Raw genomic sequence first — 21,084 nt, forward strand, 5'->3', positions numbered from 1 at the left:
CCCTGCGCTTTTACCCTAGAAAGATCAACGGCACAGCCTGCCCGCTTAGCGTTTGATCCAGTCCGACGGCAGCCCGTTGCCGATCTCTTCGGAAAACTCTTTGAGAAAACGGACCATGCGGGCAATTCTCTGCTGCGCGATCTGTTGCCCGGTCTTAGTGAGCATATCGTCGGGCAGCCCGAGCAGTTTGACCTTCCAGTGATCGAGCGAATACGTCAGATCGTCCAGCGGGCGGTCCAACGCGAACGGGTCCGCCGGATCATACAGCGCCCGTCCCAGCGCGCCGGATACCGAAAAGTTCCGGGCTATGCCGATCGCGCCCAGCGCATCCAGCCGATCCGCATCGCGCAGGATGCAGGCTTCGGGCGTTTCAGGCGTGATATTCGCAGAAAAACTATGGGCCTCGATCGCGTGCTGAATCGCGCGGATCTGGTCAGGGCTATACCCAAGTTTGGCTAGAATAGGCTCTGAATCCTCAGCAGATTTGCGTGAAGCGAGGTGGCGTTCAGGGTCATCCTTCGACAAATTCACCAGATCGTGCAGATAACAGGCCGCTAACAGCACCGGCATGTCGGTCTGGTCATCGGAAATGGCCCGAGCGTTCACCCAGACCCGGTCCAGATGAGCCAGATCATGGGCCGGGTCAGTCTCCATACGCTGCGAGACCACAGCGCGCAGACGGCTGCGCAGATCAGCCGATCCGTCCACGGTTCTCTCCGATCTGGCCGCGGTGCAGCAGCATGTGGTCAAGGATCACGCAGGCCATCATCGCCTCACCCACCGGCACGGCGCGGATGCCGACGCAGGGGTCGTGGCGGCCCTTGGTAATGATCTCGGTCTCTTCTCCGGATTTGGTAATGGTCTTGCGGGTCGTTAGAATTGACGAGGTCGGTTTCACCGCAAACCGAACCACAAGATCCTGCCCGGTCGAGATACCGCCCAGAATGCCACCGGAGTGGTTCGAGCTGTATTGCGGGCCGTTTTGGCCCATGAAAATTTCGTCTGCGTTGGCCTCGCCTGTGAGTTCAGCGGCAGCCATACCTTCCCCGATCTCTACGCCTTTGACGGCGTTAATCGACATCATTGCGGCGGCCAGATCAGTGTCTAACTTGGCATAAACCGGCGCGCCGAGCCCTGCTGGAACACCGCGCGCCACGACTTCGACCACCGCTCCGACCGAGTTGCCGGACTTGCGCAGATCGTCCAGATAAGCCGCCCACCCCTCGGCGGCCTGCGCGTCAGGCGTCCAGAACGGGTTCTGTTCGATCTGAGACCAGTCGAAATTGTCGCGGTTGATCCTGTGCGGCCCGATCTGGGTCATATAGCCTGCGATCTGAACGTTGGGCGCAATCTGCTTGATCGCCTCGCGCGCCAGCCCGCCCGCAGCCACACGCGACGCGGTTTCCCGGGCCGAGCTGCGTCCGCCACCGCGATAGTCACGGATGCCGTATTTCTGCCAATAGGTGATATCAGCGTGGCCCGGGCGGAACTTGTCCTTGATGTCACCGTAATCTTTCGAGCGCTGATCGGTGTTCTCGATCATCAGCTGAACCGGCGTACCGGTTGTCTGCCCTTCGAAGACGCCGGACATGATTTTCACCTGATCGGGTTCGCGTCGCTGAGTGGTAAACTTGTTCTGCCCCGGTTTGCGCCTGTCCAACCAGTGTTGGATCATGGTTTCGTCGATCGTGACACCCGGAGGGCATCCATCCACGGTTGCCCCCAATGCGGGGCCGTGGCTTTCACCCCAGGTGGTGACGCGGAAGAGGTGTCCAAAACTGTTCATCGACATGGGGCGAGCTCCTTTGCGCGTCGTGATTAGCGGGCAAGTCCCGGGGCCTCAAGCGGATTTGCGGTTGGGACGATCCGCCCCAACCTTTTCACGTCACGCAGCCGATGCCAATCCAGCACGGGTGTCGGTGATTTTCAGCGCTGCCTGGGCAGCCTCACGTCCCTTTTCCACGAAATGCGCGCGATAGATTGCGTTGTGGTGATCGGTTTCCTGGTATTGGTGCGGGGTAAGTGAGACCGACAGGACCGGAATGCCCGTGTCCAGCCCGGCGCGCATCAACCCATCCACAACGGCCTGTGCCACAAAATCGTGGCGGTAGATGCCGCCATCCACGACAAAAGCCGCACAGGCAACGGCAGCATAGCGGCCGGTCTGCGCCAGATCGCGGGCAAGCAACGGCATCTCGAACGCACCGGGGACGTCAAAGACATCGACCTGATCGGCGGGAATGAGGTCCAGAAACCCCTCCAGCGCGCGGTCAACGATATCGGAATGCCAGTTGGCTTTGATAAATGCATAGCGGGTGTGTGTCATCATGATCTCCTTAGCAAAACAGACACGTCACCCAAGGCGATCACGGGCAGACACACCGCAAGGGCGGCGCATCGCACGTTCTCTTTCATCCGGACTGTAACCGTCGGCTCTGGCTTCTCACCAGATCTGCTGACACCCTTTCGTGGTTCCACAATTTGTCCGAAAACCGGTTCCCACTTTTCGGGTCGTGGACACTGCGGGGCCGCTCGCGGGCTTACGGGTCACGCCCGCATACCGCCGGTGGGGAATTTCACCCCGCCCTGAGAACGGGGCGGACCTTGCCAAGGACAGCGCGGTTCTGCAAGAGATTTCGCAGGAGGACCGCCATGCACCCCAACCCCGCCTTCCGCGCCGAAGACCGCGCGCGTCACATTGCCTTTGCGCGCGAACGAGCCTTCGGAGTTCTGACGCTGTCCTCGGATCAGGCACCTTTGCTGAGCCATGTTCCTTTTTTGCTGAGCAATGACGGATCTGCGGCCGAACTGCATCTGGTGCGGTCGAATCCCATTGTGCGAATGTTGAAAGCGCCATGCGCTGCCCGGATCGCGGTGATGGGACCGGACGGGTATGTCTCTCCTGATTGGTATGGGGTCGAAGATCAGGTGCCGACGTGGAATTATGTGGCTGTGCACCTGACCGGCCAGCTTGAGCTGAGCCCGCAAGAAGAGTTGCGTGACCTGCTGGATCGTCAATCTGCCTTCTACGAGGACCGGTTGCAGCCGAAACTGCCATGGAGCGCTGACAAGATGACCAAAGACGCTTTGGATCGCATGATGCGGATGATTGTGCCGTGCAAGTTACAGGTGGACGACATTCAGGGCACCTGGAAACTGAACCAGAACAAGCCGGATGAGGTGCGGCTAGCCGCAGCGGACCACGTTGAGACGGATGGCTTTGGCAGTGAGATCACGCAGCTGGCCACGTTGATGCGGGATACGTGACCAGCCGTGGCGCTTACTCGCTAAATGTCGAGAGATACGCCGCGATATCATCGGCACCCTTTTTCAGCTTCACACTCATGTTGGGACGGGCGGATTCGTCTTTCAAGTATTCCTGAATGAAACCAATCGGATCCTGCGAGTAGGCCGCAATGTTTCCCTGAGTCCAGACCAGACCCTCCTGACCCGCACGGATCATGTCGTCTGTAAACATTCCGATCGGTAGACGTTCGCCTCCATTCAGGTATTCGGTCTCGGTCCCGGCGACGCGACCTACAACGCCATAGAGATTCGGCCCGGTGATGCCACCTTTGACCAAAACCTCGCCATCTTTGATGATCGCGTGGCAGGAAGAACAGCGATTGTAGAGTTTTTCACCTTTCACCGGATCACCTGCAGCGAAGGCCTGAGACGTAAGGGCGAGGGAAACGGCCAGCGCGGGCAAAAAGAACTTTGACATGGGAAACGTCCTGCAACGATTGGGGTTTGTCCGGGGTTTTCTGCATTCCCGTTAAAAGTGCAATCGAAATCAGGCGCAGATAGGTGTTTGGAAAATATCTATTTTTAAATCAACATTTGATTAGGCACGAATCCCGCAGAAGTAGAAATTTGTGCGGCAATTTCTGGCTGAAAATATGAAAAGTTCGCAGCGTTGGGATTGGCCAAGGCTCAAACTCGGGCCGGTTCAATCGTCATATGCGATCGACCGAATCACATCAGGCCGGATTCGGCGCAACCGGCGGATTTCCCCACCTAACCCCGCCCATATCTTGAAAAATCACCCTTTCGTTGTGACATGAATGCCCAGATGCGGCGTAGTGCGCGCCTATGACCGCTGGACGAACCGATTTCTCCCGGCTAGATAGCCGCGATGAGACGCCGTATTGATACGGCGCTGATGCATGTTTGCCCGGCACCCCCGGGCGCCGGAATCGGAGAAAACCTCGTGTCCCACGCAGAAGACCACGAAGGCACCCGCAGAGATTTCCTCTACTACGTCGCAGGCGGCGCAGGTGTCGTTGCGACGGGTGCAGCCGTATGGCCCCTGATCAACCAAATGAACCCCTCGGCAGACGTTCAGGCTCTGTCCTCGATTCGCCAGGACGTCAGCGGTGTCGAGCCGGGCACGCAGCTGACCGTGAAATGGTTGGGTAAACCAGTATTTATCCGTCACCGCACCGGTGCCGAGATTCAGGAAGCGCAGGAACAGGATGCCGAAGGCGTTGGCGCATTGCCCGATCCGCTGGCCCGTAACGCAAACCTGAACGCCGACGCGCCGGCAACAGATGCCAACCGCGTGATGCCGTCGCCGGAAGGCGAAGCCGAAGGCGCATGGATTGTCCAGATGGGCGTCTGCACGCACTTGGGCTGTGTGCCTCTGGGCGATGCTGGCGATTTTGGCGGCTGGTTCTGCCCCTGCCACGGCTCGCACTATGACCTTGCCGGTCGTATCCGCAAAGGCCCCGCGCCTGAAAACCTGCCGATTCCACCCGTTGAATGGGTGGACGCCAGCACAATCAAACTCGGCTAAGGGAGACCCAGATGTCCGGAATTCCCCACGATCATTACGAGCCGAAGACAAACGGCGAGAAGTGGCTGAACAGCCGCTTGCCCATCGTCGGCCTGCTGTATGACACCCTCATGATCCCGACCCCCAAGAACCTGAACTGGTGGTGGATCTGGGGCATCGTCCTGGCATTCTGCCTGGCGCTGCAAATCGTCACCGGTATCGTTCTGGTGATGCACTACACCCCGCATGTCGATCTGGCATTTGCCAGCATCGAACACATCATGCGCAACGTGAATGGCGGCTATATGCTGCGCTATCTGCACATGAACGGCGCGTCGCTGTTCTTTGTTGCGGTTTACATCCACATCTTCCGCGGCCTGTTCTACGGCTCGTACAAAGCCCCGCGTGAGATCACGTGGATCATCGGGATGCTGATTTACCTGATGATGATGGGCACCGCCTTCATGGGCTATGTTCTGCCTTGGGGTCAGATGTCCTTCTGGGGTGCGACCGTGATCACCGGCCTGTTTGGCGCTATCCCGTTTGTAGGTGACGCGATCCAGACCTGGCTGTTGGGCGGACCCGCGGTGGACAATGCCACGCTGAACCGCTTCTTCTCGCTGCACTATCTGCTGCCGTTCGTGATTGCGGCGTTGGTGATCGTGCATATCTGGGCTTTCCACACCACTGGCAACAACAACCCCACAGGCGTTGAAGTTCGTCGTGGTTCGAAAGAAGAAGCCAAGAAAGACACGCTGCCCTTCTGGCCGTACTTCGTAATCAAGGACCTGTTCGCGCTGGCCGTGATCCTGGTCGTGTTCTGGGCCATCGTCGGCTTTATGCCGAACTATCTGGGCCACCCAGACAACTACATCGAAGCCAACCCGCTGGTCACACCTGCACACATCGTGCCCGAATGGTACTTCCTGCCGTTCTACGCAATCCTGCGTGCCTTTACCGGTGAGGTCTGGGTTGTTCAGTTCGCCAGCTTCATCACCGGCGGCATCGTCGACGCCAAGTTCTTTGGTGTGGTTGCGATGTTCGGTGCGATCCTGGCCATGGCCCTGGCGCCCTGGCTGGACACATCGACCGTGCGGTCGGGCAAATACCGCCCGATGTTCAAATGGTGGTTCTACCTGCTGGTTATCGACTTCTTTGCCCTGATGTGGCTGGGGGCGATGCCTGCCGAAGAACCCTACGCGAGCTTCTCGCTGATCGCTTCGGCTTACTGGTTCGCATATTTCCTCGTGATCCTGCCGATCCTGGGTGTGATCGAAAAGCCCGAGGCACAGCCGGAAACCATCGAAGAAGACTTCAACGCGCATTATGGCAAGGCTGACGCCGACGCCACGCCGGCCGAGTAAGAAGAGGGACCGGAAACATGTTCAAGAAACTTGCAATCGGCGCCGCGTTTGCTCTGGCCCTTGCTCCTGCTGCGTCCTACGCGGCAGGCGGCGGCGAGCAGCATATCGAGGACTTCCACTTTTCGTTTGAAGGCCCCTTTGGCACCTGGGATCAAAACCAGCTGCAACGCGGTCTTCAGATCTACACCGAGGTCTGCGCAGCCTGTCATGGTCTGCAATATGTCCCGCTGCGCGATCTCGAAGCGCTGGGGTACTCGGAAGAAGAAGTGATCGCCTATGCGGCGGGCAACTTCGAAGTGTTCGATCCTGAGCTGGACGATTTCCGTCCAGCTATTCCGACCGATCACTTCCCGGCCAACACCGGTGTCGGCGCACCGGACCTGAGCCTGATGGCAAAGGCCCGCGCGGGCTTTCACGGCCCTTACGGCCTAGGGATCAACCAGCTGATCAAAGGCATGGGTGGCGCGGAATACATCGCCTCGCTGTTGGACGGCTATACCGGTGAAGAGAAAGAAGAGGCAGGCACTATCCTGTACGAAAACAAAGCCTTCCCCGGTGGCTGGATTTCCATGGCCCCGCCGCTGGCCGATGATCAGGTGGAATTCACCGATGGCCACCCGGCGACGGTTGAAGCCATGTCCGAGGACATCGCGGCCTTCCTGATGTGGACGGCTGAGCCGAAAATGATGGAACGTAAGTACTCCGGCTTTGTCGGCGTCATCTTCCTGACCATGCTGTCGGTGCTGCTGTACCTGGTCAACAAGCGCCTGTGGGCACCGCACAAAGGCAAAAAGCTGCACTAAGCGCTATTTATCTGAGACAATTGGAACCCCCCCGCACCAGATGGTCGCGGGGGTTTCTTTTTTGTCTGGCACTGGACATTGAAAATCCAGTCTCCAATTAACTGAGACACCTTGTCGGAGGAGCAAAATCATGGCTGACCAGATCGAAACCACGAACAAACAAGTGGTTGTTCGGCACTGGGATGGCAGCAAAAAGTACATGATGGCTCCAAACGAGTATGTCGGAGTTGTTGTCGGCAAAGACGCGACCAACGGCGAATACGTGATTTCAGACGGGGTCATGGCCCCGGCGGGGCAGTGCCGGACCATTACCACAAGTGGGAGGATCAGACCTTCCACATCATCGAAGGCACTGTCGAAGCCAAGATCGGGGATGAGTGGGTCACAGCCAGCGCTGGGGATACTATTCACTGTCCGCGAGGGGTTTCGCATTACATGAAGAACAACAGTGACCAGACTGTGCGAATGATCAGCTATATCTTCCCCGGCCATCACGCCGAAGAGTTCATGGCCGAAACATCCCGGCAGAATGAAACAGGCGAACGGGATTTTGAATTGATTGAGCGGGAGTTTGGCGTTGTCTATCTCTGACGAAAACTCATCAGTATCTACGCCAGCAACTGCGTTGCAGTGCTGCTGGTGATAACCGCCTGTACAATCTCACCCTCAGTCTGGGGGTTGGTGAAGCTCACTTCAGTGAACTGTTCAGTCCGGCCCATATGCGGGTTTTCCATCAGAATGTGATGGGTTTTACCGATCTGAGCCGTCAGGTGCTTTGCGACCTGAGCCTCGCCCGCTGCGCGCAAACGGGCGGCACGTTCCTTGATGACAGTGCCATTAATCTGCTGCGGTATACGGGCTGCCGGGGTGCCTTCGCGCTTGGAATAAGGGAAGACGTGCAGCCAGGTCAGATCGCAGTCGGCGACCAGTTTCAGCGAGTTCTCGAAATGCGCCTCGGTCTCGGTCGGGAAACCTGCGATGATATCGGCACCAAAGGTCATCTCGGGGCGCAGCTTGCGGGCCTCTTCGGCAAAGCGGATGGCATCATCGCGCAAATGGCGGCGCTTCATCCGTTTCAGGATCAGATCGTCGCCATGCTGTAGCGACAGATGCAGATGCGGCATCAAACGCGGCTCGGTGGCGATGGCCTGCATCAGGTTTTCATCCACCTCGATCGAGTCGATCGAACTGATCCGCAACCGTGGCAAATCGGGCACTAGCTTCAGGATGCGCATCACCAAATCACCTAACTTGGGCTGCGCGGGCAGGTCAGCCCCCCACGAGGTCAGGTCGACACCGGTCAGCACGACCTCGTTATAACCCCTGTCCACCAACCGCTTGATCTGATCCACCACAACGCCCGCCGGGACGCTGCGAGAATTCCCACGGCCATAGGGAATGATGCAAAAGGTGCAGCGATGGTCACAGCCGTTCTGAACCTGCACGTAGGCGCGTGAACGGGTGCCAAACCCGTCGATCAGATGGCCAGCGGTTTCGGTGACCGACATGATATCATCGACCTGCACCGCCTCGGTCTCGCCAATGAAGTCGGCAGCCATACCTTTCCAGGTGTCCGGCCGCATCTTTTCGGTATTGCCGATGACCGCGTCGACTTCTTCCATCCGGGAAAAGGTCTCGGGTTCCGTCTGAGCCGCGCATCCGGTCACGATCAGGCGCGCATCAGGATTTTCACGGCGCAGCTTGCGGATTTCCTGCCGGGCTTTACGGACAGCTTCGGCAGTCACGGCGCAAGTGTTCACCACGACCGCGTTCGACAGGCCCGCCTGTTGCGACAGCTCCTTCATCGCCTCGGTCTCATAAGCGTTCAGGCGGCACCCCAGCGTGGTGAATTTCGGGGCGCTCATCCGAGCGTCTCCAGAAACTCGGGCGTCAGGGTGCCCGAGAAAACGTGGCAGGTGGGTCCGGTCATCCAAACACCATCCTCGCGCCAGTCGATCCAGATCGTGCCGCCATCCAACTTGATCTGCACCTTGCGCCCGGTCAGCCCGCGACGCGCCGCGGCCACAGCCGTCGCGCAGGAGGATGAGCCAGAAGCCAGCGTGACGCCCACGCCACGCTCCCACACGCGCATGCGAATGTGATCAGGTCCGATGATCTGCGCCACCTGCACGTTGGTTCGTTCCGGGTACAGCGGATGGTATTCGTACCGCGACCCAAACTCGGTCAGGGGGATGGCTTCGGCGTCCTCCACAAAGAAAGTGCAATGGGGGTTACCCATGCCCGTGGCCGTCGGGCCGCCTTCGATCGGCAATTCCAGTGTGTCGGCCTCTTCAGCCAGTGGAATCTCGTGCCAGTTCAGCTGCGGCTGGCCCATATTAACCGAGGTAAGACCTTCGCCCGCATCCCGCGCTTTAAGCGTGCCACGCCCAGTGGTCAGCGTCAGCTCGGATTTGCCGGTTTCGTCCATTAGGAAACGCGCGATGCAACGCGTGGCATTCCCACAAGCGGCCGAGGTTGACCCGTCAGCGTTGTAAAACACCAGATGCGCGTCCGATTCGCCGTTTTCGATCACCGCAAGCTGGTCGAACCCGACGCCGAACTGCCTGTGCCCGATTCCCCGGGCCAGAGCGGGCGTAATCTCAACAGATTGCGCGCGCGCATCCACAATGACAAAGTCATTGCCCAGCCCGTGCATCTTCATGAAGGGCAATCCGGTGTTCTGTAATCCTTGCATGGCGGGCATATAACCCTGCACTGGAAAGGAATCCACCCTGCGGTGAAGATTCCTGAAAAAAGGGGTTGACCCCCCCGCGCCACCTGCCTAATTAGGCCGCCTATCGGGGCGCCGGAAACAAGTTAAGTGATGGCGAAACGAGGTGCAAAATAAGGTCTTGAACCCGATCCGGAAAATGCCTTAGAGAGCGACACGGATCGACAAGATCCAACAAAAGAGTGGGCCGTTAGCTCAGTTGGTAGAGCAACTGACTTTTAATCAGTGGGTCGCAGGTTCGAATCCTGCACGGCTCACCACTTTTTTCAAAGAAAGACAATCGCCGTTGCGATATATTCGCGCCCTAACGCCAACGCGGCTTAGGGTGACGAAAAAACAAGTAGAATTCCGTTCCGCAGTATATGGTAGTTCGCAGCGTTAGAAACACGTAAAGCAAAGTATTCAAGATACCTTTTATCATTCTCGGCCTGTCTGACCCTCTGTTTCCAGAAGATTGGAGCAAACCTATTTACTCTGGTGAATGAGCAATTGAAGCAGCCCTTGGGAATGCGGTACTTGCCGGAATGCGAGAGTGATATGGGACACGGGGATTTCAGTTTATTTTAGGGCAATCTGGCGACCCCGGCAGGATTCGAACCTGCAACCTGCCCCTTAGGAGGGGGCTGCTCTATCCAGTTGAGCCACGGGGCCGCGCAGGGCTCTCTGTAAACAGGTTTTTTGCCGTTGTCATCGCCTTTGCACAACAGTTGTAAAATGCGCCCTGTTCACGCTACCATCGGGCAAAACAACAACGCAGGTGCCTCTCCGTGACCACAGAAACCAAACGCCCGCTTACCCTTCGTGATGTGTCCGAGGCTTCCGGGGTATCCGAGATGACAGTCAGCCGGGTCCTGCGTAATCGCGGCGATGTCTCTGACGCCACCCGCACCCGTGTTCTGGCAGCCGCGAAAGAGCTGGGCTATGTGCCCAACAAAATCGCCGGCGCGCTGGCTTCGAGCCGGGTTAACCTTGTCGCCGTCATCATCCCGTCCCTGTCAAACATGGTCTTCCCCGAAGTGTTGACCGGCATCAACCAGGTGCTGGAAGATACTGAACTGCAGCCTGTGGTCGGTGTCACCGATTACCTGCCCGAAAAAGAAGAGAAAGTACTGTACGAGATGCTCTCGTGGCGGCCATCGGGTGTTATCATCGCAGGGCTGGAACATACCGAAGCCGCCCGAGCAATGCTGGATTCCGCGGGCATTCCGGTGGTCGAAATTATGGACACCGACGGCAAGCCAGTGGATGCGATGGTGGGCATCTCACACCGGCGCGCCGGACGTGAGATGGCGCAAGCGATCCTGAAAGCGGGCTATGAACATATCGGCTTCATGGGTACGAAAATGCCCCTGGATCACCGCGCCCGGAAACGTTTTGAAGGCTTTACCGAAGTTCTGGGAAAAAGTGGTGTCGAAATCGAGGATCGCGAGTTTTATTCTGGTGGCTCGGCCCTGGCCAAAGGGCGTGAGATGACGCAAACCATGCTTGATCGCTCACCTGATCTGGATTTTCTGTACTATTCCAATGACATGATTGGAGCTGGCGGGCTGCTGTACCTGCTGGAACAGGGCATCGACATTCCGGGGCAGATTGGTCTGGCCGGGTTCAACAATGTCGAACTGCTGCAGGGCCTGCCGCGCAAACTGGCCACTATGGATGCCTGTCGCCTGGAAATCGGTCGCAAGGCGGCCGAGATCATTGCGCAGCAACTGGCTGAACCGACCGCCGAGATCGAAACACGCGTGAACCTGACCCCCAAGATTAGCTATGGCGACACGCTGAAGCGGCGCTGATCAAGTGGCGCTGCCACGGCTGGACAACAAAACCGCCCGGGCCGTTTTCATGGATCGGCACGCGCTGGCCGAACCACCGTCGGGCGGCGCCAAAGGGGCGGAATTGCTCGATTTGATCAACCGGCTAGGCTTTGTCCAACTGGACAGTATCAACACCGTTGCCCGCGCCCATGATATGATTTTGTTTTCGCGTAGGCCGTCCTATCGCGCCAAAAATCTCAAACGCCTTTATGAACGCGACAGGGCGTTGTTCGAGCATTGGACTCATGACGCTGCCGTTATCCCGATGGAGTTTTACCCGCATTGGCATCTGCGGTTTCAGCGTGACGCCGCGCTGTTGAAATCCCGCTGGAAGAATTGGCGACGGGATGGGTTTGAACAGCAATTTTCCACCGTGTTGCAACATATTCGCGACCACGGCGCAGTGTCGTCCTCGGATGTCGGCAAGGATGAAAAGAAGGGCTCGGGCGGCTGGTGGGATTGGCATCCCTCGAAAACCGCTTTGGAATTCCTGTGGCGTTCGGGCGCGCTGACTGTCACGGGCCGGAACGGGTTTCAAAAGCGATACGACCTGACCGAACGGGTGATCGACACACATTTGTGTCCGGGCAATATTGAATGTGATGCAGAAGCAACCGTCGACTGGCTGTGCAATGCAGCATTGGATCGGTTGGGCTTTGCGACCTCGGGTGAACTGGCTGCCTTTTGGGACACAGTCAGTGTGAGTGAGGCGAAGAGCTGGTGTGAACAGGCTCTAACCAAGGGTGAATTGGAGGAAATCGAAGTCACCTGTGCCGACGGTCGAACGCGAAAACTGCTGGCACGGCCGGGGCTGACCGAATTTGATGTGAAGGCTCCTCCTGGCCGCACGCGGGTGCTCAGCCCGTTCGATCCCATGCTACGGGATCGCAAACGGGCTGAGCGGTTGTTTGGGTTCCATTACCGGATCGAGGTTTTTGTTCCCGCCGCCAAACGAACCTATGGGTATTACGTATTCCCACTGCTGGAAAGTGACCGGATGGTCGGCCGCATTGACATGAAGGCGCATCGGGATCGGGGCATTCTTCATGTCAGCGCCGTGTGGCCGGAACGGTCGGTAAGATGGTCAGACGCCCGTGCCCGGCGCCTGCAATCCGAGTTGGACCGTGTCCGCAGATTTGCAGGCCTTGATGACGTTGACTTTGCCGCAGATTGGCTAAAAGACCCTAAATAGGGTCTAATCAAAACGGATAGGGACAGTCGAATTGGCTGCAGGCCATCAAGGCCTCCGTCGACTACATCACCGGCCTGTACCCGCCCAACACCTGATGCGTACCGGTCAGGATCAGGTCGCCAGGTCGCAGGTGGTAACAAGTGGCTGATGATTTCGTCGATCTCCCATTTAAACCGCGTGGGCCGCTTAGTTACGCCCGACACAGAATATCCGGCCAATCGGAAAGGTCACATCCAACCCTTGAAGCGGTATCTAAATCGGTTCCGCCAGAAAAAAACTGTCTGGCATCGCGTCGTCGCATTGTTTCACGCAACACGCGTCTTAGAGCAGTGCTCGGACAGAACAGGCCACTCCCCAAACGCTGGAAAAATGCGTAACTATCTGAATTTGTTACTTATAGTGAGTTCTGGAGAATCCACATTCAGTTACCTACTGATCACAATCTCGGCGCTTCGCCTTGGAATTTGTGCGAACAGCTATAAGTTGTATGGCGGCAGGGCGATTAACTGCTGAAAAATCGGGGTTCAGTGCGCCCTGGTCACCGCTCACCGTTCGGCGGACACCCAAGCATCCGTCGAATGTGAAGACACCCCGATGGGCCGCTGCGTTGCACGGGCCTGACGGGTACGACTGTTTCAGAGAACTATGGCCAAAGATACTACCCCCAGTCGTCTTTGCGCCAGATAGTCTGCTCAATTTTCGGGCCGACGCGTTTTCTGAATCGCGGGCCGGACCGTCGGGACGTTTCCGGCGCAACCGGCCTCGGGCCAGGCCCATAATCCAGTATACGTCTGGCCGCCCCGCCGGAGGGTTTGTAACTTCTCCGGCGGGGTTTGAGGGTGGAATATCACGTCTCCAAATCGCGCAAGTCGTTCAGCAAGTCGAGCAGAGCTTCATGGCGCTCGGGGCCCATTTTGGCGCGCAGGTCCTCGGCCAGCTTCAGCGTCACCTGAATATTATCCTGGATAATCTGTTTCCCACTGTCGGTAATATCCACAATTTGGCGACGTTTGTCGCAAGGGTGGGATTTCCGCAGGATAAGCTCTTTGGCCTCGAGCTTTTGCAGAATGCGGGTGAGGCTGGGCAACAACAGGCAGGCCCGGTCCGCAAGGTGGGTCGGTTCTTGTGGACCTTCCTCGTTCAGAACACGCAGAACGCGCCATTGCTGTTCCGTTACGCCTGCATCCGCCAGCATTTTGCGAATGGGCCCCATGACCCGTTCCCTTGCCCGCAACAACGCGATTGGCAACGAACGCGACGTCATTGGTGCTTCATTGGTCATAAGGAATTTTCACCGAATTCCGAGGATACTGCAACTTACCAATCTATTTCCGACCAAAGATCCAGAAAAATCCTTTATTAGGGTCGATTATTTTGACGCAGTTTGGCGTCAGCGCAATTTCACCACCCGAAACTTTACCAATCATCATTGACGTTTGGCCCAGAATGGAAATCACTGTCGGTACGAAGAAATCCAGCTCCGGGGCGAACCCGTACCTGACAGAAACCGGAGGTCGAGAATGAAGTGGGATGAGTTTTCCGACTGGGGCAAGATGATTGCCGAGTGGACTCAGGATTACCACCTGACCGTGGGCGACAGGCCGGTGCGGGCCCGGACGGAACCCGGCGAGGTTCTGAACGCGTTGCCCGCCCACCCTCCGGAACAGGCCCAGGCGATTGAGGATATCTTCCGCGATTTCGAAGACATCGTGATGCCCGGCATCACCCACTGGCAGCATCCCCGTTTCTTTGCCTATTTCAACTCGAACGCCTCGGCCCCGTCGGTACTGGCCGAGTTTCTGGCCAGCGCCATCGCGCCGCAATGCATGCTGTGGCAAACCTCGCCCGCCGCGACCGAAATGGAAACGCGGATGATGGACTGGCTGCGGCAGGCGCTGGACCTGCCGGATGGGTTTGACGGTGTGATACAGGATTCCGCCTCGTCCGCGACACTAGCCGCGGTTTTGACGATGCGGGAAAAGGCGTTGAACTGGCAGGGCAATCAACAAGGTCTGTTCAGTCAGAAACCGCTGCGTGTCTATTGCTCGGCCGAGGTTCATACTTCCGTAGATCGCGCCATCTGGATAGCCGGGATCGGGCAGGACAATCTGGTGCGCATTCCGATCAAAGGCGATTGGCGCGGGATGGATCCGCAGGCCCTGGAAGGGGCAATACAAGCTGACTTAGACTCGGGGTTACAGCCAGCGGGCGTGATCTTGTGCGTCGGCGGTACCGGAACCGGAGCCGCCGATCCTGTGGACGCTTGCCTGAAAATCGCGCAGAAATATGGGCTTTATTCCCATGTGGACGCGGCCTGGGCGGGCTCGGCTATGATCTGCCCGGAATACCGCAACTACTGGTCTGGGGTGGAGCAGGCCGACAGCATTGTATTCAACCCGCATAAATGGTTGGGCGTGCAGTTTGATTGCTGCGCGCATTTTCTGAAAGACCCGGATGATCTGGTGCAAACGCTGGCGATCAGCCCTGAATTCCTCAAGACCCACGGCAAGGACGGGATCATCAATTATTCGGAATGGTCGGTACCGCTGGGCCGCCGGTTCCGGGCACTGAAACTGTGGTTCGTCATCCGCGCCTATGGGCTGGAGGGGCTGCGTGCCCGGCTGCGCAACCATGTAAACTGGTCTCTGGACCTGCACGACCGGCTGGCCGCCGAGCCGGATTTTCAGATCACCACCCGGCCCATGTGGTCTCTTTGGACTTTCCGTTATGCGCCGAACGGGCACGCCGACCTTGACGATCTGAACCTGCGTCTGGTCAATGCGATCAACGATGACGGCCGCATCTATCTGACGCAGACTCGTGTCGATGGCGATCTGGCGATTCGGTTTCAGGCAGGCCAGTTCGAAACCACCGAGGAAGACGTCCGAATGGCCTATGAAGTCATCACCGAAATTGCACGCTCGTTAACATAGAGGTTTCCATATGTCCGCCCCGGAAAATGGCTTTAAACAGGCTCTAACAAATGGAGATCGCCTGATTGGCTGCTGGAGTAGCTTCGCCGAGGCGGTCGCTGTCGAAATCATGGGCACCGCCGGTTTCGACTGGCTGGTGATCGACGGAGAACACGCCCCGAACGACATCCGTTCAGTCCGGGATCAGTTAATGGCGCTGGCAAACAGCCCGACTCATCCGATAGTTCGGGTGCCTGTTGGCGATACGGCCTTGATCAAGATGATGCTGGATGTGGGGGCGCAGACGATTCTGGTACCCATGGTGGAAAGTGCTGAACAGGCCCGTGACTTGGTCCGCGCCTGCCGTTATCCGCCGGAGGGCGTGCGTGGGGTTGGCGCAGGCGCGGCACGGGCAACCGGATACGGCTCGTTCACCGATTACATCAAGACTGCAGATGAACAGACTTGCCTGCTGGTGCAGGTGGAGAATCGTGCAGGCTTGGCGGCATTAGATGACATTCTGACAGTCGAGGGCATCGACGGTGTCTTTATCGGCCCTGCGGACCTGTCCACTGATATGGGCTGTCATGGCAACAGTGCCGCGCCCGAGGTCAGGTCCACCATCGCAGACGCGATGAAACGGATCAAAAATGCAGGAAAAGCCCCCGGCATTCTAGGCACCAATGACGAGTCGTCACAGGCCTATCTGGATATGGGGGCGCAATTTCTGGCGGTTGGCATCGATGTTATGTTGCTGGCACAGGCCGCGCGTGCGCTGTCGGCCAAATGGAAGGTGAAATAACGCCCTATCCCTGCATTGCCGCGGCGGCCCTGGCATAGCCCCCTGACGCGCCATCGACAAAATGCACGTGATCGTCACGGGTGGCCGAAGGCACGAAGCAGGTCATCATTGCCTCATCCTGCGCGTGCAACCCATAGCGGATCTTGCCCTGCCCCCGCGCCTGCTCCAGAACGATACGGATCTGGGCCAGCGTTGCCGGATCGCAATCGAGCGTCATTTTCAGCCCATCATCGAATTTGCGGAAATCAGCATTGCGGCTGACCATGTGCTTGTAATGTTCAGGGTCGAACGCGCCCAACCTTTTGCCGGTTTTGAACAACATCGCGATCAGCAGGTTTTGCCCCAGCAGCTTAAGCTGTTGCATAAAAAGGTTGCGCCCCTCGCGGGACACACGGGCGTCAAGTTCGACATCCGGCGGTGGCCAGCTGATCGGGGGTCCGCTTTCCGGCACCGGGTGGCCTGCGCGCTCCAGCCCTTCGGCTGCGGACAGAACGGACTGCGCCAGATCGGCAAAGTCACTCTCGGTTGCCTTTGCGGTCGGTTGCACCACGACCGAGACAATCTGACCGTGACGCGCCTTGCTGTTGGACCAGCGGCAGGACAATCCGGTCAGGTCGGGCTGCGCACCGGGATCGGCCGGGGGAATCAGGTGGTCTCCGGCTTTCATCCGCGCCTCGGCCCAGGCCAGCCCCCCGCCCGAGAACATGGCATAATCCACCCCGTCCGAGGGCGCATAGCGCGCAACACGCAGGTCTTTGCCAGCTTGACGAATTTCAGACACGGGCACCAATGCGGCACGCAATGCAACCGAGAATTCTTCGTCCGCCCAGCGCCGCAGCTGGGCCAGAACGGTTCGGGCCGTATCAATGTCACCAGCTGGCACGGCAAATCCGGCCCCGTCACCGCCAAAGACATATGGAAACTCCTGGCCCTTCAAGGCGTTGATCATGGCCGAAATCACCGCGGCGCCAACCATGTTGACGGTCTTATAACGCCCACGGGCGATTTCACCGGTAGAATCGACTATATCCGCCACGCCCAGCACCCAGTCGCCCGGCACTGCGGTAAACCGAGCAGGGTTAGCCATGCGATTAAAGTCCCGCTGCAGGGGAAGGGTTTCATAAAAGGCGGCCTGTGCGTCTTTCATCAGCACCTCGGTATTTTGGATAATAGGCAAGATAGTCCGAATGCGGATGCTGTCCGGTAAAAAAACAGTATAACACACACGCTTGTGTGGCGCATCGCGACGTGCCAAGCATTCCCCATAAGTTCGGGAGAGGCGCGGTTCATGAAGACAGGTCTGGTGGTTTTGTGCCTGGGCTATGTGCTCAGCCAGTTCTTTCGCGCATTTCTGGCGGTGCTCAGTGTCGATCTGGGTCGCGATATCGGGGCCACGCCCGAGGATCTGGCCTTTGCTTCGGGCCTTTGGTTTCTGATCTTTGCGGCAATGCAGCTGCCAGTGGGTTGGGCATTGGACCAGATCGGGCCACGCCTGACGGCGGCGGTTCTACTGCTGATCGGCGGCACAGGCGGCACGGCGCTATTTGCCGTAGCCACTTCACCGTTCCACATCGCCATAGCCATGGCGCTGATCGGGGTTGGGTGCTCTCCGGTGTTGATGGCTTCATATTACATTTTCGCGCGTGAATACCCGCCTGCCCGTTTTGCAACCTTGGCGGCGGTGATGCTTGGGGTCGGCTCGGTCGGCAATCTGGTGGCGTCCTACCCCACCGCGTTGGCGGTTGAGTTGATGGGATGGCGGGCAACCATGTGGGCGCTGGCCGCTCTTTCAACGGCCATTGCGCTGGGTATCTGGTTCACCGTGCACGATCCCGAACGGGTCGAGACCGAACACAAAGGCTCGCTGCTGGATCTGTTGCGCGAGCCCGCGCTGTGGACGATCCTGCCACTGATGCTGGTGGCCTATGCGCCCTCGGGGGCTACACGAGGTCTGTGGGCCGGCCCCTACCTGAGTGACATCTTCAACCTCGGCACCACCCAAATCGGAACAGCGACGCTGATCATGGGCGCGGCAATGATTGCCGGAACCTTTGCCTACGGGCCGCTTGACCGGTTGCTGGGTACGCGGAAATGGGTGGTCTTCGGCGGCAATGCACTGGGCACGGCGGCGTTGGTGCTGCTGTGCTTTTGGATCGACGACGCAGTCTGGCGATCGGTCTTACTGCTGGCTTTGATCGGGTTTCTTGGGGCAGCGTTTCCCGTCATCATGGCGCATGGCCGCGCTTTTGTGGCCCCGCATCTGGTCGGCCGGGGCATTACTCTGCTGAATCTTTTTGGCGTCGGCGGTGTGGGTCTGGCCCAATTTGCCACCGGCCGCATATACGCCGCTACGGTGGACATCAGCCCGACCGCGCCCTACACAGCGATATTCGGCTTTTTCGCGTTCACGCTGGCCATCGGTTGCGTGACCTATCTGTTCAGCCGCGACAGCGTCGACTGACGCCGTTCCAGTCAGGAGAACCTCGTGTCCGACCCGCGTGTCATTGCCCCCAATCTCAAACGCAGGCTTTCGGGCGTGACCGCAACGATTGCCCGGCTGGTGCCGCTGCAAGTGCAGTGGATTGACATCGCAGCCACCGGGCCAGGACTGCCCAAGGATATCCCTCATATCCCGCTGGGACGCCTGCCCTTTCTGTCACGTAAAACCCTGCGTGTCTGGCACGCGCGTCGCAACACCGAAATGCTGCTGGGCCTGATCCTGCGCAATATCTTCCGGCTGCGGCTGAAACTGCTGTTCACCAGCGCCTCGCAACGATCCCATAGTGGCTACACAAAGTGGCTGATTGGCAAGATGGATGCGGTGGTCGCCACCTCACGCAAAACTGCAGGGTATCTGGAGCGAGACGCGCAGGTGATCATGCATGGCATCAACTTGCAGGATTTCACGCCGCCTCAGGACAAGGCCGCCATTCGCGCCCGCCTGGGGCTGCCGGATGGTCTGCTGTTGGGGTGTTATGGCCGCATCCGCCACCAGAAAGGCACTGACGCTTTCGTCGACGCCATGATCGACCTGTGTGGGCGTTTCGACGACGTCCACGGCATCGTCATGGGCCGCGCGACTGAAAAACACGCCGGCTTCCTGGCAGAGTTGAAAGACAAGGTCGCAAGCGCGGGTCTATCCGACCGCATCCTGTTCATGCCCGAAGTCACCGTAGACCAGATTGCAGAATGGTATCAGGTTCTGGACCTGTTCATCGCGCCGCAGCGGTGGGAAGGGTTCGGGCTGACACCGCTTGAAGCGATGGCCTGCGGCGTGCCGGTTGTGGCTACAGATGTGGGCGCGTTTTCCGAGATCGTCACCGATCCGTCGCTGGGTCGCGTGGTAGAGCCTGGTGATATCCCGGCCCTGGCCAATGCCGCTGCGGAAATGCTGGCGGACCGTGATTCCCTAAACAATGCAGGTGCCGCCGCCCGCGCCCATGTCGAGCAGAATTTCGACATCAACGGCGAGGCCAAGACCCTTGTTTCGCTTTACAAGCGGCTTCTGGGCACCTGAACCGCTTCAATTCGTCGTCATTCATGGAAATCGACACCGAAAGCCCTTTTTTCTTCGCTGCAACGCGGCTATGAACGCGCGTCCTTAACTTTGGAGACATAAAATGGGCTATCGCGTCGTAGTCGTCGGCGCCACGGGCAACGTGGGCCGCGAAATGCTGAACATCCTGGCGGAACGCCAGTTCCCCGTCGATGAACTTGCCGCCCTGGCAAGCCGTCGTTCGCTGGGCACCGAGGTGAGCTTTGGCGACAAGACCCTGACGACCCAAGACCTGGACACGTTCGATTTCACCGGCTGGGACATGGCGCTGTTTGCCGTGGGTTCCGAGGCGACCAAGGTCTACGCCCCCAAGGCGGCTGCCGCTGGCTGCGTGGTGATCGATAACTCGTCGTTGTATCGCTATGACCCGGACATTCCGCTGATCGTGCCGGAATGTAACCCGCAGGCGATCCACGACTACAAGAACAAGAACATCATCGCCAACCCCAACTGCTCGACCGCGCAGATGGTTGTCGCGCTGAAGCCGCTGCATGACCGCGCCAAGATCAAACGCGTGGTTGTCTCGACCTATCAGTCGGTTTCGGGTGCCGGTAAAGAAGGCATGGATGAGCTCTGGGATCAGACCAAAGCGATCTACAACCCGACCACCGAAGTTGAGCCGAAGAAGTTCCAGAAACAGATCGCCTTCAACGTCATTCCGCAGATCGACGTCTTCATGGAAGACGGCTCGACCAAGGAAGAGTGGAAGATGGTTGTCGAGACAAAAAAGATCGTCGATCCATCGATCAAGGTCACAGCCACCTGCGTTCGCGTGCCGGTTTTTGTCGGCCACTCCGAAGCCGTGAACATCGAATTCGAAGAGTTCCTAGACGAAGACGAAGCCCGCGACATCCTGCGCGAGGCCCCTGGCATAATGGTGATCGACAAGCGCGAAGCCGGTGGCTACGTCTCGCCGATCGAATGCGCGGGCGACTTTGCGACGTTCATCAGCCGTATCCGTCAGGACTCGACCATTGAAAACGGCATCAACCTATGGTGCGTCAGCGACAACCTGCGCAAGGGCGCGGCCCTGAACGCGGTCCAGATCGCCGAACTTCTGGGTCGTGAGGTTCTGAAAAAGGGTTAACATCCGACACGCAAAAAATAGGCCTCGCCATATCTCTGGCGGGGCCTTT

At 58.3% G+C, this 21,084-nt stretch carries 20 protein-coding genes, 2 tRNA genes and 1 riboswitch; of the genes, 13 read left to right on the top strand and 9 right to left on the bottom strand.

Annotation, left to right across the window (positions count from 1 at the left end):
- Window positions 1–45: 45 nt before the first annotated feature.
- The 3 genes from ACR0IY_RS11260 to ACR0IY_RS11270 form a co-directional block, all read right to left on the bottom strand.
- A complete protein-coding gene (locus ACR0IY_RS11260; protein ID WP_480673249.1) occupies window positions 46–708 on the bottom strand; it encodes an HD domain-containing protein in 663 nt (220 codons plus the stop codon).
- Window positions 692–1,792, bottom strand: coding sequence for a chorismate synthase (gene aroC / locus ACR0IY_RS11265; RefSeq protein WP_480673251.1), 1,101 nt, complete (start codon window positions 1,790–1,792; stop codon window positions 692–694). The genes ACR0IY_RS11260 and aroC overlap by 17 nt, the downstream gene beginning before the upstream one ends.
- Before the next feature lie 93 nt (window positions 1,793–1,885).
- Window positions 1,886–2,326 (bottom strand): 6,7-dimethyl-8-ribityllumazine synthase, encoded by a 441-nt coding sequence (locus ACR0IY_RS11270; RefSeq protein ID WP_480673253.1) that lies wholly within the window; start codon window positions 2,324–2,326, stop codon window positions 1,886–1,888.
- Window positions 2,327–2,399: 73 nt separating this feature from the next.
- Window positions 2,400–2,598: riboswitch (FMN riboswitch) on the bottom strand.
- A 54-nt stretch (window positions 2,599–2,652) separates the two neighbouring features.
- On the opposite strand from ACR0IY_RS11270, the gene ACR0IY_RS11275 reads away from it, so the two are divergent.
- On the top strand, window positions 2,653–3,267 hold the full coding sequence (locus tag ACR0IY_RS11275) for an FMN-binding negative transcriptional regulator (protein ID WP_480673255.1): 615 nt from the start codon (window positions 2,653–2,655) through the stop codon (window positions 3,265–3,267).
- 13 nt (window positions 3,268–3,280) lie between these two features.
- Here the strand turns inward: ACR0IY_RS11275 and ACR0IY_RS11280 are convergent, their stop codons facing one another.
- The gene (locus ACR0IY_RS11280) at window positions 3,281–3,724 is read right to left on the bottom strand and encodes a c-type cytochrome (RefSeq protein WP_480673257.1); all 444 of its coding nucleotides are present in this window, start codon (window positions 3,722–3,724) and stop codon (window positions 3,281–3,283) included.
- 486 nt (window positions 3,725–4,210) lie between these two features.
- Between ACR0IY_RS11280 and petA the strand changes: the two genes are divergently transcribed.
- The 4 genes from petA (at window position 4,211) to ACR0IY_RS11300 (ending at window position 7,532) form a co-directional block, all read left to right on the top strand.
- The gene (gene petA, locus ACR0IY_RS11285; RefSeq protein ID WP_480673259.1) at window positions 4,211–4,795 is read left to right on the top strand and encodes a ubiquinol-cytochrome c reductase iron-sulfur subunit; all 585 of its coding nucleotides are present in this window, start codon (window positions 4,211–4,213) and stop codon (window positions 4,793–4,795) included.
- Between the two features lie 11 nt (window positions 4,796–4,806).
- Window positions 4,807–6,138 (top strand): cytochrome b, encoded by a 1,332-nt coding sequence (gene petB, locus ACR0IY_RS11290; RefSeq protein ID WP_480673261.1) that lies wholly within the window; start codon window positions 4,807–4,809, stop codon window positions 6,136–6,138.
- A 17-nt stretch (window positions 6,139–6,155) separates the two neighbouring features.
- Window positions 6,156–6,941 (top strand): cytochrome c1, encoded by a 786-nt coding sequence (locus tag ACR0IY_RS11295; RefSeq protein WP_480673263.1) that lies wholly within the window; start codon window positions 6,156–6,158, stop codon window positions 6,939–6,941.
- 258 nt (window positions 6,942–7,199) lie between these two features.
- Complete coding sequence (locus ACR0IY_RS11300; protein ID WP_480673526.1) at window positions 7,200–7,532, top strand: cupin domain-containing protein; 333 nt, start codon at window positions 7,200–7,202, stop codon at window positions 7,530–7,532.
- A gap of 17 nt (window positions 7,533–7,549) precedes the next feature.
- Here the strand turns inward: ACR0IY_RS11300 and mtaB are convergent, their stop codons facing one another.
- The gene (gene mtaB, locus ACR0IY_RS11305) at window positions 7,550–8,806 is read right to left on the bottom strand and encodes a tRNA (N(6)-L-threonylcarbamoyladenosine(37)-C(2))-methylthiotransferase MtaB (RefSeq protein WP_480673265.1); all 1,257 of its coding nucleotides are present in this window, start codon (window positions 8,804–8,806) and stop codon (window positions 7,550–7,552) included.
- Window positions 8,803–9,645 carry a diaminopimelate epimerase gene (gene dapF, locus ACR0IY_RS11310; protein ID WP_480673267.1) on the bottom strand — a complete coding sequence of 281 codons (843 nt, stop codon included), beginning with the start codon at window positions 9,643–9,645 and terminating at the stop codon, window positions 8,803–8,805. Before dapF ends, mtaB begins: the two co-directional genes overlap by 4 nt.
- A 211-nt stretch (window positions 9,646–9,856) precedes the next feature.
- Between dapF and ACR0IY_RS11315 the strand changes: the two genes are divergently transcribed.
- Window positions 9,857–9,932, top strand: a tRNA-Lys gene (locus ACR0IY_RS11315).
- A gap of 314 nt (window positions 9,933–10,246) precedes the next feature.
- Here the strand turns inward: ACR0IY_RS11315 and ACR0IY_RS11320 are convergent.
- Window positions 10,247–10,323: transfer RNA gene (locus tag ACR0IY_RS11320), tRNA-Arg, on the bottom strand.
- A gap of 116 nt (window positions 10,324–10,439) precedes the next feature.
- On the opposite strand from ACR0IY_RS11320, the gene ACR0IY_RS11325 reads away from it, so the two are divergent.
- Together ACR0IY_RS11325 and ACR0IY_RS11330 are read left to right on the top strand one after the other, a co-directional pair.
- Entirely contained in the window at window positions 10,440–11,465 is a 1,026-nt protein-coding gene (locus ACR0IY_RS11325) for a LacI family DNA-binding transcriptional regulator (protein WP_480673269.1), read from the top strand.
- Between the two features lie 4 nt (window positions 11,466–11,469).
- Window positions 11,470–12,678, top strand: a complete 1,209-nt coding sequence (locus ACR0IY_RS11330) for a winged helix-turn-helix domain-containing protein (RefSeq protein WP_480673271.1) — start codon at window positions 11,470–11,472, stop codon at window positions 12,676–12,678.
- 847 nt (window positions 12,679–13,525) lie between these two features.
- Here the strand turns inward: ACR0IY_RS11330 and hpaR are convergent.
- Complete coding sequence (gene hpaR, locus ACR0IY_RS11335; RefSeq protein ID WP_480673273.1) at window positions 13,526–13,960, bottom strand: homoprotocatechuate degradation operon regulator HpaR; 435 nt, start codon at window positions 13,958–13,960, stop codon at window positions 13,526–13,528.
- 238 nt (window positions 13,961–14,198) lie between these two features.
- Here hpaR and ACR0IY_RS11340 point away from each other — a divergent pair, with 238 nt between their 5' ends.
- Together ACR0IY_RS11340 and ACR0IY_RS11345 are read left to right on the top strand one after the other, a co-directional pair.
- Entirely contained in the window at window positions 14,199–15,611 is a 1,413-nt protein-coding gene (locus ACR0IY_RS11340) for a pyridoxal phosphate-dependent decarboxylase family protein (RefSeq protein ID WP_480673275.1), read from the top strand.
- A gap of 10 nt (window positions 15,612–15,621) precedes the next feature.
- Window positions 15,622–16,392 carry an HpcH/HpaI aldolase family protein gene (locus ACR0IY_RS11345; RefSeq protein ID WP_480673277.1) on the top strand — a complete coding sequence of 257 codons (771 nt, stop codon included), beginning with the start codon at window positions 15,622–15,624 and terminating at the stop codon, window positions 16,390–16,392.
- Between the two features lie 4 nt (window positions 16,393–16,396).
- Here ACR0IY_RS11345 and ACR0IY_RS11350 read toward each other — a convergent pair whose 3' ends face one another.
- Entirely contained in the window at window positions 16,397–17,539 is a 1,143-nt protein-coding gene (locus tag ACR0IY_RS11350) for a DUF3095 domain-containing protein (protein WP_480673279.1), read from the bottom strand.
- A gap of 141 nt (window positions 17,540–17,680) precedes the next feature.
- On the opposite strand from ACR0IY_RS11350, the gene ACR0IY_RS11355 reads away from it, so the two are divergent.
- The 3 genes from ACR0IY_RS11355 (at window position 17,681) to ACR0IY_RS11365 (ending at window position 21,035) form a co-directional block, all read left to right on the top strand.
- The gene (locus ACR0IY_RS11355) at window positions 17,681–18,853 is read left to right on the top strand and encodes an MFS transporter (protein ID WP_480673281.1); all 1,173 of its coding nucleotides are present in this window, start codon (window positions 17,681–17,683) and stop codon (window positions 18,851–18,853) included.
- A gap of 24 nt (window positions 18,854–18,877) precedes the next feature.
- Window positions 18,878–19,909, top strand: coding sequence for a glycosyltransferase family 4 protein (locus ACR0IY_RS11360; protein ID WP_480673283.1), 1,032 nt, complete (start codon window positions 18,878–18,880; stop codon window positions 19,907–19,909).
- 103 nt (window positions 19,910–20,012) lie between these two features.
- A complete protein-coding gene (locus ACR0IY_RS11365; RefSeq protein ID WP_480673285.1) occupies window positions 20,013–21,035 on the top strand; it encodes an aspartate-semialdehyde dehydrogenase in 1,023 nt (340 codons plus the stop codon).
- Window positions 21,036–21,084: the final 49 nt, after the last annotated feature.

It is taken from the genome of Ruegeria sp. BC1 (assembly GCF_056539305.1).

What these genes read in the sequence shown, in the direction of transcription:
- aroC (WP_480673251.1), bottom strand. Translation starts at nt 1,792, where the DNA reads ATGTCGATGAACAGTTTTGGACACCTCTTCCGCGTCACCACCTGGGGT.
- ACR0IY_RS11270 (WP_480673253.1), bottom strand. Translation starts at nt 2,326, where the DNA reads ATGACACACACCCGCTATGCATTTATCAAAGCCAACTGGCATTCCGAT.
- ACR0IY_RS11275 (WP_480673255.1), top strand. Translation starts at nt 2,653, where the DNA reads ATGCACCCCAACCCCGCCTTCCGCGCCGAAGACCGCGCGCGTCACATT.
- ACR0IY_RS11280 (WP_480673257.1), bottom strand. Translation starts at nt 3,724, where the DNA reads ATGTCAAAGTTCTTTTTGCCCGCGCTGGCCGTTTCCCTCGCCCTTACG.
- petB (WP_480673261.1), top strand. Translation starts at nt 4,807, where the DNA reads ATGTCCGGAATTCCCCACGATCATTACGAGCCGAAGACAAACGGCGAG.
- ACR0IY_RS11295 (WP_480673263.1), top strand. Translation starts at nt 6,156, where the DNA reads ATGTTCAAGAAACTTGCAATCGGCGCCGCGTTTGCTCTGGCCCTTGCT.
- mtaB (WP_480673265.1), bottom strand. Translation starts at nt 8,806, where the DNA reads ATGAGCGCCCCGAAATTCACCACGCTGGGGTGCCGCCTGAACGCTTAT.
- dapF (WP_480673267.1), bottom strand. Translation starts at nt 9,645, where the DNA reads ATGCCCGCCATGCAAGGATTACAGAACACCGGATTGCCCTTCATGAAG.
- hpaR (WP_480673273.1), bottom strand. Translation starts at nt 13,960, where the DNA reads ATGACCAATGAAGCACCAATGACGTCGCGTTCGTTGCCAATCGCGTTG.
- ACR0IY_RS11340 (WP_480673275.1), top strand. Translation starts at nt 14,199, where the DNA reads ATGAAGTGGGATGAGTTTTCCGACTGGGGCAAGATGATTGCCGAGTGG.
- ACR0IY_RS11345 (WP_480673277.1), top strand. Translation starts at nt 15,622, where the DNA reads ATGTCCGCCCCGGAAAATGGCTTTAAACAGGCTCTAACAAATGGAGAT.
- ACR0IY_RS11350 (WP_480673279.1), bottom strand. Translation starts at nt 17,539, where the DNA reads ATGAAAGACGCACAGGCCGCCTTTTATGAAACCCTTCCCCTGCAGCGG.
- ACR0IY_RS11355 (WP_480673281.1), top strand. Translation starts at nt 17,681, where the DNA reads ATGAAGACAGGTCTGGTGGTTTTGTGCCTGGGCTATGTGCTCAGCCAG.
- ACR0IY_RS11365 (WP_480673285.1), top strand. Translation starts at nt 20,013, where the DNA reads ATGGGCTATCGCGTCGTAGTCGTCGGCGCCACGGGCAACGTGGGCCGC.